We start from the raw sequence: 13265 nt of genomic DNA, 5'->3' as shown, positions 1-13265 counted from the left end.
AATGGCACTGACAAGAAGGACGCCGGCTACCGTGGTTTATTCCTTCGTCGGGGAAAACTATTACTTATTTGTGTAGGAGATTTCTGAGGGGTTTGTAATCCATGTAATGGCATCGAACTTCGCGGCTCAACCCATGCAGCAAGCTCAGGCAGTCAGCCCAGCCTCTCACCAGGCTGCGCAGAACCACCCGTGCTTGAACGTAAATATTGAGCCTGAAGAGAATTTTTAACATGCAAGAGTGCAAAATTTCCCTTGAGTCGGCATCGATGTGTTCGCTGCTTCCGGACAACAACACCCATGACGTGTGGCCGCAGTTCGGTCGTGGGCCGACGGTTGAGCCTGAGTATCTTCTGATCCATCACGCCATCGAGGCGCAAGCCGCCGCCAGACCTCAGGACATTGCCGCCCATTGTGAGGGCGAAGCCATCACCTACGGTGAACTGAACCGGCAGGCCAACCGACTGGCCACGCTGTTGCGTCAGCAGGGCGTCGCCCCGGGCGATCACGTGGCCTTGTTTGTGGAGCGTTCGATCCCGATGCTGGTGGGAATGTTGGCCGCATTGAAAGTGGGTGCTGCCTACATCCCTCAGCACGTAGGGATTACTCCCACCGCGCAATTGCGCCACATCATGGACGTGGCCTCGACGCGGGTGGTGCTGACACTGTCGAGCCTCGAGTCGCGAATTCCCCTGACGTCGCAGCAACACTGCATTTGCCTCGATGAGTTCATGGCGGTTGCGTCAACACCCGCTGATGACCTGAATGTGGCCTGTTCGCTTTCATCGACCCCGGACCGGTTGTGTTTCGTGCTGTTTACCTCCGGCACCACCGGCCTGCCCAATGGGGTTCGGGTGACCCACCGCAATGTGTGCAATATTTTGCTGACAGCCCCTGGCAATCTCGGCATGCGGCCTGGGCTCAAGGTCGGACAGATACTTAACATCGCCTTTGACATGGCGGCCTGGGAAATACTCGGGTGCCTGGCTCATGGTGCGACCTTGATGATCCGTGGCAAGGACATCGCCCAGACGGCCGAACAATGCGACGTGCTGATCGCTACACCTTCGATACTCGGCACACTCGATCCATTGCGTTGTCAGCAAGTCAAGGTCGTGGCCCTTGCCGGGGAGCCTTGCCCTCAGCCCCTGGCTGATCGCTGGTCCTCGTTCTGCACTTTTTACAATGCCTGCGGCCCGACCGAAACCACGATCGTCAACACCATGCAGCATTACAGGGGCGCAGGTGCATTGACGATCGGCAAACCCACGCCCAACAACACGGTGTACGTGCTGGATGAGGCGGGCCAGCTCTGTCAGGCGGGTGAGCAAGGTGAGATGTGGGCTGGCGGCGACTGTGTGACCGCCGGTTATTTGAGTAACCCGACGCTGACCGCCGAACGCTATCGGCCCGATCCGTTTCTGGGGCAGGGCCGGATGATGTTTCGCACACGTGATCTGGGGCGCTGGACAGTGAACGGCGAACTTGAACACCTGGGACGTGTCGATGATCAGGTCAAGGTCAGAGGGTTTCGGGTGGAGCTCGACTCTGTTTCTGCGGCTCTGGAGTCATCTGATCGCTGCGAGCGGGCGGTCACGTTGAAACTCGACAGTCGCCATCTGGTGGCCTTCGTCTATCCCGTTACCACGGACATCGATGATGCAAGACGGCGCTGTGAAGAGCGGCTTGCCTACTATTGCGTCCCTTCGCTGATCCTCGCCGTGGAGCACATTCCGCTGACCTCACGCGGCAAGGTCGACAAACGCTTGCTGCTGGAGTGGGCGATGACGCACCAGGCCGACGCGACGACCCGGCAAGGGGTGAGCGCATGAAGGGGGGCAATTCGGATACCGCACTGCCGGTCAAGCGCGTGCTGTGGCGGCGATTGGGGACGTTGCCGATATTTTCTCATTACAACCGCCTCGTAGCGCTGGTGCTTGCACTCAATATCGCGGCACTGGCGCATGGGTTGACCGCCGGGCAATGGTGGACATCCACGGGGATAGTCCTTGAGGCGCTGTCGGGATTGGTGGTGGCGAATCTGTCGCTGGCGATTTTGATTCGCCAGCAATACATCATCAATCTGCTGTTCTGGCTGGCAACCCGGGCGCCCACTTCCTGGCCGCTTGCGATACGCCGATCACTGGCCAAGGTTTACCACTTCGGCGGCTTGCACAGTGGCGGGGCGCTGGCGGCGATTGGCTGGTTCGCGGTGTTGAGCGGCTCTTTGGCCTGGCATTGGACTGAAAGTTTGGGCGGCGTTTCTCTGGCGCTGCTCGGGGTGAGCGCCGGGTTGCTGGGGATCTTGCTGCTGGTGGCCGTCATGGCTCATCCGCGGATTCGCGGGCGTTTTCACAACGGCTTCGAGCGAATGCACCGCTTTGGTGGGTGGACCGCACTTGCCCTGTTCTGGGTATGGAGCGTTCTGTTTACCCGGGACCAGAACCCGCAGGCCTTCGTGAGCGAGGCGCTGTCGACGTCGGTGGCATTCTGGATGCTGATTGTGCTGACGTTCAGCATCGCCTTGCCATGGTTTCGTCTGCGCAAAGTGCCGGTGCAACTGATCAGGCCTTCTTCTCATGCGGTAATAGCCCGTTTTGGCCATGTCACGCCGTTTGCCGGCTCCTCCAACGCTATCAGTCTCAACCCGCTGATGGAGTGGCATTCCTTTGCCAATATTCCCGCACCGGGTGAAGCGGGTTTTCGCCTGATCATTTCCCGGGCAGGTGATTGGACCGGCGAGTTCATCGAGCAAATGCCGACGCATGTCTGGGTCAAAGGCATTACCACCGCTGGCGTGGCGCACATCGAAACCCTGTTCAAATCGGTGGTGTACATCGCCACGGGCAGCGGCATCGGCCCGGTGTTGCCCCATTTGTTGGCCAGGCAAGTACCGATACGGCTGGTCTGGTCGACCCGCAGCCCGCGAAAAACCTACGGTGACGAACTGGTGGAAGAGATCCTGCGGGCCAATCCTGATGCCTTGATCTGGGACACCGATGTGCTCGGCAAGCCAGACCTTGTGCAACTGGCTTATGACGCGGTTCGCTCGTTCGGTGCCGAGGCGGTGATCTGCATTTCGAACCAGACGCTCACCCAGCGAGTGGTTGAGGAAATGGAGGGGCGGGGCATTCCGGCGTATGGCGCAATCTGGGATTCCTGAAGTGTGCCAAGAGCGTTTTTTCATTCAAACATTTCACATCTATTTAATGAGATCACCATGCACACATTGATCGAACGTCATGATCGAGTCGTATTGATTCGTCTTAATCGGCCGCAGGCCAAGAATGCTTTGAGTTCGGCCTTGATGCGCGAACTGCTGGACACCTTGCAACGGCTGGATCGCGACCCCGGAGTCGGCTGTTTCGTGATCACCGGGACAGCGGATTTTTTTGCGGCGGGTGCCGACATCAAGGAGATGTACGGAAAATCTTACCTGGACATGGTCCATGAGGATTATTTCGCCGATTGGGAAGCCTTTGCCGCGTTGCGTACGCCCAAGCTGGCCGCTGTTGCCGGTTATGCATACGGTGGCGGCTGTGAGTTGGCCATGATGTGCGATCTGATCTTTGCTGCCGATAACGCTCGTTTTGGCCAACCGGAAATCAGGTTGGGGGTGATGCCTGGAATGGGCGGGACCCAACGTCTCACGCGCCTGATCGGCAAGTCGAAGGCCATGGACATGATTTTGACCGGACGCTCGATGTCGGCCGAAGAGGCCGAGCGGGCAGGATTGGTGTCGCGGGTCATCGTTGCCAGCGATCTGCTGGAGCAATCCTTGGCCGCAGCGCAGATCATTGCCGGTTTCGCCAAAACCGCCACACTGGCTGCGCGAGAAGCAGTGGACCGGGCACTGGAGTCAGGATTGCGCGATGGCCTTCTTTTCGAGCGAAGAGTGTTTCATGGTTTGTTTGCCACGGGGGGGCAACAGGAAGGTATGCAGGCTTTTTTGCAGAAGCGTGAGCCGAGTTTTAACCCGGTTTGACCAACCTTGAGGATTCGTCGCTGGCGGTGCTTTGAAAGAAACTACAGTTCAGGGGGAATAATCCTACGTGACGTTCGTCTCATAGCTCTTTCCCCCTGTGGCCTATGGCCCCGGAGACTTTCATGGTTGATCGCTCATCTACAACAGGGCCGTCTCGGCCGCCCCTGAGCACCGCGAGCCTGACGTTGCGCCTGACCGGCATTGCCGTGGTGGTCGCCGCGCTGGCCGGGGCTTTTGCCTACGTCAACGGCACACTCGACCCACAGCGCCTGACGCCGAAAGCGTTGATCAATGTGCTGGAGAAAAACAACGGCGTGCACCCGGGGTTCCGTCGTAACCACGCCAAAGGGGTGTGCGTTATCGGGCATTTCGAGAGTAGCGGCCAGGTGCGCGAGTATTCCAGCGCCCAAGTGTTCAATGAAGCGCGGACCCCGGTGGTCGGGCGTTTCGCGCTGCCTGCCGGCAACCCTTACGCACCGGACAACAGCGTGCCGATCCGCAGCCTGGCGTTGCGCTTTACCCAGGCCAACGGTCAGCAGTGGCGCACCGGGATGAACAGCATGCCGGTGTTCCCGGTGGGCACGCCCGAGGCGTTCTATCAGCTGCAACAGGCGCAGTCACCGGACCCGGCCACCGGCAAACCGAATCCTGCGGCAGTGCCGGCGTTCTTCGGTTCTCACCCGGAAGCCGCGCCTTTTCTTGCCTGGATCAAGACTGCCAAACCTTCTGCCAGTTATGCGACCGAGACGTATAACAGCGTCAATGCGTTTTACCTGGTGAACGCAGCGGGGCAGCGGCAAGCGGTGCGTTGGAGCATGACCCCGGTTGCTCAGGATGCGGCGGGCGCGACGGCACCGGAGGGCGCTGACTTTCTGGAGAAGGATCTGGTTCAGCGTTTGTCCGCCGGACCGCTGCGTTGGCAGTTGAACATCACCCTGGCGAACCCGGGGGACCCGGTCAACGACGCGAGCAAGGCCTGGCCCGGCGACCGAAAAGTTGTGAACGCCGGCACTCTGGTGCTCGAAAGCACCCAGCCACAACTCAATGGCGAGTGCCGTGACATCAACTACGACCCACTGGTATTGCCCAGCGGTATCGAAGGCTCCGACGACCCGCTGCTCGCCGCTCGTTCAGCGGGCTATGCCAATTCCTATCTGCGTCGCACCAGCGAAGTGAATCAGTTGCCCAACGCCAAGCAGGAGGCTCATCAATGAGCGCTCAACCGAACCATTTCGCTCCCCTGGCGCGGCTGCTGCATTGGCTGATGGCGCTGATGATCATCGCGATGCTGTTCATCGGCGCCGGCATGGTGGCCTCGGTGTCCGAGCGTCACGAGTGGCTGATCCACCTGCACAAACCGTTGGGCATCGCCATTCTGCTGTTGGTGGTCGTGCGTCTGGCCGTGCGTTTTTCGACCCGGCAACCACCGCTGCCGGCGGACTTGCCGGGTTGGCAAGTGCTCGCGGCGAAGGCTTCGCATGTCTTGCTGTACGCCTTGATGCTGATTTTGCCGCTGCTGGGCTGGGCGATGATTTCGGCGGCTGGCGATCCGGTGATGCTCAGCAGCTCGTTGCAACTGCCGTCGATCCTGCCGGCGAATGCGCAGGTGTTTGCATTCCTGCGCAAGGCACATAGGTATCTGGCGTATCTACTGTTCCTGACCGTGCTGCTGCACCTGGCGGCGGCGTTGTTTCACGGTTGGGTGCGCCGCGATGAGGTGCTGGACAGCATGTTGCGGGGCAGGGACCGTGGGTGAGTTGGGCGACTGCCGATAACTGTGGCGAGGGGGCTTGCCCCTGTTGGGCTGCAACGCAGCCCCAAATGCGGTTGGTCAGACGCTCCTGCGTCTGATCGATTTACGCCTGCTGCGCAGCCGATCGGGAGCAAGCTCCCTCGCCACAGGTGTTGGGTGTTTTGGTGGCCAGCGTCAGCCACCAATAGATCAACGCTACGGCGCTGATGCCCGCACCCAGCCAGCACACCGCGATCCAGCCGCCCCAGGCATACATCGCCGTCGAACCGATAGAGCCCAAGGCGCTGCCGATCGAATAGAACAGCATGTAGCCGGCGGTGAGTCGGCTTTGCGCTTCGGGGCGCACGCTGTAGATCATGCTCTGGCTGGTGACATGGACGGCCTGCAAACCCAGATCCAGCGTAATCACCCCGAGCAGCAGCGCCCACAGCGAGGATTGAGTGAGGGCGATGGGCAGCCATGAGGCGAGCATCAGCAACAACGACAGTCCGCTGGTCCATTGACCCAGGCCACGATCGGCCAGATGCCCGGCGCGAGCAGCGGCCAGTGCGCCGGCAGCCCCGGCCAGCCCGAACAGTCCGATTTCGGTGTGGGACAGTGAAAGCGGCGGGGCGCTCAACGGCAATACCAAAGGGGTCCACAGCACCATGGCACTGGCGAACGTCAGCAGGGCAAGGATGGCCCGTTGACGCAACACCGGTTCTTCCTTGAACAACGTGAAGACTGAGCCGATCAACGCGCCGTAAGCGCTATCCGGTCGCGCGTCTTCGTGCCTGGGCAGCACACGAAACAACAGCAGCGCCATCACCAGGGTCAACCCGGCGGACAGCAGATAAATCGAACGCCAACCAGCCAGGTCGGCCATGCCGCCGGCCACCGTTCGTGCCAATAGAATGCCGACGACAATGCCGCTGGTGATCACGCCTACCACACGTCCACGTTGCGCCGGGATGGCCAGCGTCGCGGCGTAGGCCACCAGGACTTGCGTAACGACCGCCAGTAACCCGGTCAGCGCCATGCCGAGCAACAGCCAGGTGCTGCTCGGGGCTAACGCAATCATCAACAAGGCCAGTGCCGACAGCAGGGTTTGCAAGACGATCAATCGGCGGCGGTTGAGCAGATCCCCCAGAGGGACCAGCAACAACAGGCCCACGCCATAACCGATCTGAGTGAGGGTGATGATGATACCGATGGTTGCCGGGTCCATGGCGAAGGCTTCGGCCATGGCATCGAGCAATGGTTGTGCGTAATACACATTGCCGACGGCCAGGCCGCAGGCGACGGCAAACAGCAGCACCACGGCGCCGCTTAACGGGTGGTCAGGTTTCATCACAGGCTTCCTTGTGTGGTTGCAATATAAAACCAGTTGTACGGTAAGGATTCTGGTTTTATATTGCAACCACATTGGTTGCCGGCGGACGCGGTCATGGTTAAACGTACAAGCATGGAAGGCGCCGAATGCCCGGTCGCTCGTTCACTGGATGCGATTGGGGATTGGTGGTCGCTATTGATCGTGCGCGATGCGTTCGATGGCCTGCGACGCTTCGGTGAGTTCCAGCGCAATCTCGGCATGGCCAAGAACATTCTTTCGGCACGCCTGCGCACATTGGTGGCCCACGGGATTTTCGATCTGGTGCCGGCGTCGGATGGCAGCGCGTATCAGGAATATGTGCTGACGGAGAAGGGCCAGGGCTTGTTCCCGTTAATCATCGGGTTGCGGCAGTGGGGCGAGGCGTTTTTCTATGAGGCGGGGGAGGCGCATTCGCAGGTTGTCGATCGTGAGAACGGTCGACCGGTGCGGCCGCTGGAATTGCGCGCCGAGGATGGGCGGCTGTTGGGGCCCCAGGATTGTGTGCGGATCCCGGCTGAGTAAAACATCAAAAAATCGCCGCCTTGCAGGAGCTGCGAAGGCTGCGATCTTTTGTCCAAGGGTGATCAGCGCAAGGTATCGACCATGTCGGCAATGGTCGTCAGCACATCCTTGCCCAACTGCTTCGAGCGCTTACCAGACCAGCCGGTCAGCGCATTCGGCGCGTCGTTGTTGTCCTTGAAGGGCATTTCAATGGTAAAGGACAGGCAGTCGAACTTCTGACCGACGCTGTTGCAGGCCAGGGTCATGTTGGCTTTGCCCGGTTCGTCGCGGGTGTAGCCGTGTTTGGTCTGAAAGTCCTTGGTCAGGTGCTTCAGATGGCTGCGGAAGCGCTCTTCGAGTTTTTCGATCCGCGGTGTATAGCCGGGGTTGCCTTCGCAACCGGCGGTGAACACGTAGGGAATTTCTTCATCGCCATGGATGTCGAGGAACAGGTCGACGCCGTATTTTTCCATTTGCTGCTGAACGAACAGCACTTCCGGGCTGATTTCCTGGCTGGCGTTCTGCCAGGCGCGATTCAGGTCCTGGCCCATGGCATTGGTGCGCAAATGACCGTGGAAGGCGCCGTCCGGGTTCATGTTCGGCACCAGGTACAGGTCGGCGCTGGCCAGGAGCTTATTCAGCACCGGGTCGTCGTGTTTTTCCAGGCGTTCGATCACGCCTTCCATGAACCATTCGGCCATGTGTTCGCCGGGGTGTTGCTGGGCGATGATCCAGACCTTTCGCTGACCTTCGGCGCCAGTCCCTTTGCGCAACAGCTGGATGTCACGACCCTCAACGCTCTTGCCGGTGGCCAACAGTTCGGTGCCGGCCTTGGTCAGTGCCTGTTCGATCAGCCAATCGTGACGGCCACGGCTGTAGGGTTCGAAGTAGGCGAACCAGGCATGGGTGGCAGTGGCTTCAAGGCTGAAACGCAGGCAGTCGCCTTCGAAGATGGTCGGCACCCGGAACCAGTTGACGTGGTCGTAGGACGCCACCGCCTGATAACCATCCCAGGCCTTGTTGTATGAGGATTTGCTGGCGTTGTTCAGACGAAACCAATGCTCCTGACCCACATGCAGGCCGCTGGCCTTGAAATGGAACCACTGGAAATGCTGGCTGCGAGTGTCTGGCCTGATGGCCAGCAATGCTTGCAGAGGATTGCTGATGTCCAGCACATCAATGTTGCCGCTGTCGAAGTTAGCGCTGATGTCGAAAGAAGATTTAGCCCCGGCCATAATCATTTCCTGAATACGATTTTTATGGCTGCTACTTTACACGCAAGAGGGGGAGAAACCGGGGGGAAATTACGGGGGGGTAAAAGGGGGGCGTCCTCCTTGACGCCGATGCAGCTTAGAGACTGCGCAATTGATTCTCAAGTGCTATTTTTCGTTAGTTTGGCCCAGTGCTGCCGGGCTTCTCTTGGCAGTAGATATTCTTTTGATATCATCCGCGCCAATCGAATTTTGCAGCACCTACAGACTTCATTAGCCTGAAGCCAAAGCCAGCCTGACTGGCAAAAAAAAGACCCGGCAAAAAGCCGGGTCAAAAACCGTGATTAGCCTGATGAGGAGATAGTCCAGGAGTCCGACCTAAGGTCTCTTGGACTATCGACTGATCTCGCGACCAGTTGATGCAATAATAATCATTATCATTTGAAAGTCAAATGTTTCTACCTGCGCGATTGGAAAAATTTTCCTGTCCTCCTCCAATGCGCTCCCGCCTCAATTGTTCTGATTGCCCTCCAGGGCCCGTTCGACCATCGCCTTGGCCATGTCGATCATGTGCACCGTCGAAAACGCCAGATCCCGGCTTGCGCCCTGCAGTTGGTTGGCTGACTCATGCGCGGTGGCGACGGCACACCGCAGCAGATCCGAAGCATGGACCAGCGCCTCTTCGCTGCTGATGTTACGGTTCACATCAAAGAAACGTTCTTCGCTGGCTACTTCTGACACAGCTGGTTTCAAGTAATAGTCCAGTGCGCGCTGCGCCGCGGCAGAGCCTTTTGGCGAGGTGAGGCTGGTGTCGATTTGCATATCGGGCAAGGTATTGCTGGGGATGGTCATGACGATGGCGAGCTCCGTGAGAAATTCAAATCCGTGAGCCCAGCTTAGTACTTACTGTATTTGTGTCTTCAGTTTTAATACTACAATTTGTGTTTTGATGGTCGGAGTACCCCACGTATCGTGCCGCACATGGATAAATGGATTGAATTGGTCAAGGCCAAAATGAGTGAACTCAAAGTCACTCAGGAAATACTCGCCGAGCGCATCGGGATGTCCCAGGGTGGCGTCGGCCACTGGCTCAATAAACGTCGTCAGCCCGGCATCGCAGAGATGAATCGTGTCTTGCGGGCGCTCGGCATGGACTATCTGGAAGTGGCGATGGTGATCAGGGAGCCGCTGCCCTCAGAGGATGAGGAGATCTCCCTGGCGCAAAAGTACAACCCGTACTTTCGCTACCCGGTCAGTGACTGGCGGGAAACCGGGGAGGTGCGCGACGGCGAGCTATCGACCTACGGTACTTCGCTGGCTGTCAGCAAGCCACGTTTCGAGCTGTCCGATTACCACGCACAGGGCGCGGCGTTCTGGCTGGTGGTGGTCGGCGACGCGATGACCGCCCCTACGGGAGCGAGCATTGCCGAGGGCATGCTGATTCTGGTCGACCCGGCGATCGTGCCGGAGCCTGGCAAACTGGTGATCGCCCAATGGCCCGGCAGCGCCGAGGCGGTCTTTCGCAAACTGATCGAAGAGGGCGGGCAGCGTTACCTGGTCCCGCTCAATCCGACGTATCCGAAAGCCCTTTACACCGAGGAATGCCGAATCATCGGCGTGGTGGTTCAGGCGACTGCCAAATTCTAATCGGATCGGTCCTCGCAACGCGTAGGACCGATCTTCATTTCACGCTTGCTCCAACTCCACCAACGCACTGCCTTCGCTGACCATTTCGCCTTCCTGGCAATACAACGCCTTGATTACCCCGGTGTGGGGCGCGCGAATGCTGTGCTCCATCTTCATCGCTTCCAGCACCACCAGTTGCGCCCCGGCTTCGACCGTTTGCCCGGCCTCCACCAACACCCGCACGATGCTGCCGTTCATGGGCGCGGTAAGCCCGCCTTGATGGCTGTGACTGGCTTCGACGGCGCCGATCGGGTCATACGACTCGATGCGGCGCAGCTCGCCGTCCCATTGCAGATACAGCGCATCGCCACGGCGGATGGCCCGGTGCTGGCGGCGCAAACCGCTGTGCTCGGTCAGCAGGTATTCACCCTTGAGCCGTGCGGTATGCGCGTCGGCATCGCCCAGGGTCAGCGCCCGGTCTTGCCCTTCGCAACTCAAATGCAGGGTGATTTCTGTCGGCAACCCGGCACGGAAACCATTGTTGAAGGCCCACGGCGAACTCGGATCATCGGCGCGCAACACAGCCGGCTGACTTTGCGCAAACGCCTGGGCCGCCGCTTGCCAGAACTCATCACTGAGCGGCGAAGGTGCTGGCAGCAGTTGCTCCTGATAACGCGGAATGAACCCGGTATCCAGTTCGGCGGCGGCAAACGCCGGGTGGCCGATGATCCGGTGCAGGAAGTTGATGTTGGTCTTCAGCCCGCCAATGGCAAACTCCTCGAGCATGCTCAGCAATCGCAGCCGCGCCTGTTCACGGTCTTCGCCCCAGGCAATCAGCTTGCCAAGCATCGGGTCGTAGAACGGCGAAATCTCGTCGCCTTCTTCGACGCCACTGTCCACACGACGCCCCGGCCCTTCGGCGGATTCGCGGTACAACGCCAGGCGTCCGGTGGCCGGCAGAAAATCGTTGCCCGGGTCTTCGGCGTACAACCGCACTTCGATCGCATGGCCGATCAGCGGCACCTGATCCTGTGTCATCGGCAGCGCTTCGCCGCGGGCTACGCGAATCTGCCAGGCCACCAGGTCGAGGCCGGTAATGGCTTCGGTCACCGGGTGTTCGACTTGCAGGCGCGTGTTCATTTCCATGAAGAAGAACTCACCGCGCGCATCCAGCAAAAACTCCACGGTGCCGGCGCCCACATAGCCGATCGCTTGAGCCGAACGTACGGCGGCTTCGCCCATGGCCCGACGCAATTGCGGGGTCAGGCCTGGAGCGGGTGCTTCTTCGACGACTTTCTGATGCCGACGCTGAATCGAGCAGTCACGCTCGTTGAGGTACAGACAGTTGCCGTGCTGGTCGGCGAATACCTGGATTTCCACATGACGTGGCTTGAGCAGGTATTTCTCGACCAACATCCGCGAATCGCCGAACGACGATTGTGCTTCACGCTGCGCCGAGGCCAGGGCTTCGGCCAGTTGGCTGACGTCCTCGACCACTTTCATGCCCTTACCGCCGCCGCCCGCCGTGGCCTTGAGCAACACCGGATAACCGATGCGTTCGCAGGCATCGCAGAAGGTGTCGAGGTCTTGGGCTTCGCCGTGATAGCCGGGCACCAGCGGCACACCGGCGGTTTCCATCAAGGCTTTGGCCGCAGACTTGCTGCCCATGGCGTCGATGGCCGAGGCGGGCGGGCCGAGGAAGATCAGGCCAGCCGCCTCGATCGCCCGGGCGAACCCGGCGTTTTCCGAGAGAAAACCATAACCGGGATGAATCGCCTGAGCACCGCTGGCTTTCGCGGCGGCGATCAGTTTGTCGATTTGCAGGTAACTGTCGGCGGCTTTGCTGCCGCCCAGGTCGACGCGGATATCCGCTTCGCGGCTGTGCCGGGCGTCACGGTCGGTGGCGCTGTGCACGGCCACAGTGGTCAGGCCCAGAGCCTTGGCGGTGCGCATCACCCGGCAGGCGATTTCGCCACGGTTGGCCACCAGCAGGGTGGTGAGAACAGGTGCGCTCATCAACGCGGCTCCTTGAGGGTGATTTCGGCTTGCCAGGTGGGCGAACGTTTTTGCAGGAAGGCGCGCAGGCCTTCCTGGCCTTCCGGGCTGACGCGAATTCGGGCGATGGCATTCTCGGTGTAGCGGCGCAGCGCCGGAGTCAGCGCGCCGTTGCCGACTTCACGCAGCAGATCCTTGCTGGCGCGCATGGCTGCCGGGCTGTTGAGCAGTAGATTGTCGATCCACTGATCGACTTTCTGCTCCAGCTCAGCCATCGGATAGCTCTCCGACAACAGGCCGATTTCCCGTGCCCGTTGCCCGCCGAAACGTTCGGCAGTCAAGGCATAACGCCGCGCCGCGCGTTCGCCGATGGCTTGCACCACGAACGGGCTGATGACCGCTGGCGCCAGGCCGATGCGCACTTCCGACAGGCAGAACTGCGCGTCGTCGGCGCCAATCGCCATGTCGCAGCAACTGATCAGGCCCAGCGCGCCGCCAAACGCCGCGCCCTGCACCACGGCCAGCGTCGGGACTTTCAGTTTGGCGAGGTTGTACATCAACTCCGCCAGTTCCCGGGCGTCATCAAGGTTGGTGTGGTAATCGAGTTCGGCCGATTGCTGCATCCAGGCCAGATCGGCACCGGCGCTGAAATGCTTGCCGCGCCCACGGATCAGCAGAAAACGCAGGCTGGCATTGCTCGACACTTTGTCCAGCGCGAGGATCAGTTCGCGGATCATTTCGGCGTTGAACGCGTTGTTCTTTTCTTCTCGGCTGAGCCACAGGGTGGCAAAACCACGGGGATCGGTCTGCAGCTCAAGGGTATTGAAGTCGCTCATGGTTTTCTCC

12 protein-coding genes are annotated in these 13265 nt (G+C 59.9%); 7 read left to right on the top strand and 5 right to left on the bottom strand.

The window, feature by feature from the left end; all coding sequences use genetic code 11:
• Positions 1 to 266: 266 nt before the first annotated feature.
• The 5 genes from AC07V0_RS09350 (at position 267) to AC07V0_RS09330 (ending at position 5738) form a co-directional block, all read left to right on the top strand.
• Positions 267 to 1829, top strand: coding sequence for an amino acid adenylation domain-containing protein (locus tag AC07V0_RS09350; protein ID WP_086945057.1), 1563 nt, complete (start codon positions 267 to 269; stop codon positions 1827 to 1829).
• The gene (locus tag AC07V0_RS09345; RefSeq protein ID WP_086945056.1) at positions 1826 to 3160 is read left to right on the top strand and encodes a ferredoxin reductase domain-containing protein; all 1335 of its coding nucleotides are present in this window, start codon (positions 1826 to 1828) and stop codon (positions 3158 to 3160) included. The genes AC07V0_RS09350 and AC07V0_RS09345 overlap by 4 nt, the downstream gene beginning before the upstream one ends.
• Positions 3161 to 3217: 57 nt before the next feature.
• Positions 3218 to 3982: an enoyl-CoA hydratase-related protein gene (locus AC07V0_RS09340; protein ID WP_086945055.1), complete on the top strand. Its 765-nt coding sequence runs from the start codon at positions 3218 to 3220 to the stop codon at positions 3980 to 3982.
• 122 nt (positions 3983 to 4104) lie between these two features.
• Positions 4105 to 5196, top strand: coding sequence for a catalase family peroxidase (locus AC07V0_RS09335; protein WP_064618855.1), 1092 nt, complete (start codon positions 4105 to 4107; stop codon positions 5194 to 5196).
• Complete coding sequence (locus AC07V0_RS09330) at positions 5193 to 5738, top strand: cytochrome b (protein ID WP_018925452.1); 546 nt, start codon at positions 5193 to 5195, stop codon at positions 5736 to 5738. Before AC07V0_RS09335 ends, AC07V0_RS09330 begins: the two co-directional genes overlap by 4 nt.
• Before the next feature lie 100 nt (positions 5739 to 5838).
• Here the strand turns inward: AC07V0_RS09330 and AC07V0_RS09325 are convergent, their stop codons facing one another.
• Entirely contained in the window at positions 5839 to 7065 is a 1227-nt protein-coding gene (locus AC07V0_RS09325; RefSeq protein WP_086945054.1) for an MFS transporter, read from the bottom strand.
• Between the two features lie 96 nt (positions 7066 to 7161).
• Here AC07V0_RS09325 and AC07V0_RS09320 point away from each other — a divergent pair, with 96 nt between their 5' ends.
• On the top strand, positions 7162 to 7608 hold the full coding sequence (locus AC07V0_RS09320; RefSeq protein WP_026286359.1) for a winged helix-turn-helix transcriptional regulator: 447 nt from the start codon (positions 7162 to 7164) through the stop codon (positions 7606 to 7608).
• 62 nt (positions 7609 to 7670) lie between these two features.
• On the opposite strand, the gene AC07V0_RS09315 is transcribed toward AC07V0_RS09320, so the two are convergent.
• Both AC07V0_RS09315 and AC07V0_RS09310 read right to left on the bottom strand, forming a co-directional pair.
• A complete protein-coding gene (locus AC07V0_RS09315; RefSeq protein ID WP_028941233.1) occupies positions 7671 to 8822 on the bottom strand; it encodes a M14 family metallopeptidase in 1152 nt (383 codons plus the stop codon).
• A 486-nt stretch (positions 8823 to 9308) separates the two neighbouring features.
• Positions 9309 to 9650, bottom strand: a complete 342-nt coding sequence (locus tag AC07V0_RS09310; protein ID WP_018925456.1) for a DUF6124 family protein — start codon at positions 9648 to 9650, stop codon at positions 9309 to 9311.
• Positions 9651 to 9779: 129 nt separating this feature from the next.
• On the opposite strand from AC07V0_RS09310, the gene AC07V0_RS09305 reads away from it, so the two are divergent.
• Entirely contained in the window at positions 9780 to 10445 is a 666-nt protein-coding gene (locus AC07V0_RS09305) for a LexA family protein (protein ID WP_018925457.1), read from the top strand.
• Between the two features lie 39 nt (positions 10446 to 10484).
• Here AC07V0_RS09305 and AC07V0_RS09300 read toward each other — a convergent pair whose 3' ends face one another.
• The gene (locus AC07V0_RS09300) at positions 10485 to 12440 is read right to left on the bottom strand and encodes an acetyl/propionyl/methylcrotonyl-CoA carboxylase subunit alpha (RefSeq protein WP_086945011.1); all 1956 of its coding nucleotides are present in this window, start codon (positions 12438 to 12440) and stop codon (positions 10485 to 10487) included.
• A complete protein-coding gene (locus tag AC07V0_RS09295) occupies positions 12440 to 13255 on the bottom strand; it encodes a gamma-carboxygeranoyl-CoA hydratase (RefSeq protein WP_086945010.1) in 816 nt (271 codons plus the stop codon). Before AC07V0_RS09295 ends, AC07V0_RS09300 begins: the two co-directional genes overlap by 1 nt.
• Between the last annotated feature and the right edge of the window lie 10 nt (positions 13256 to 13265).

It is taken from the genome of Pseudomonas sp. GW821-FHT01E10 (assembly GCF_059422365.1).
The sequence above is the reverse complement of the archived record's forward strand: the minus strand, read 5'-3'. Positions and strand labels throughout refer to the sequence as shown.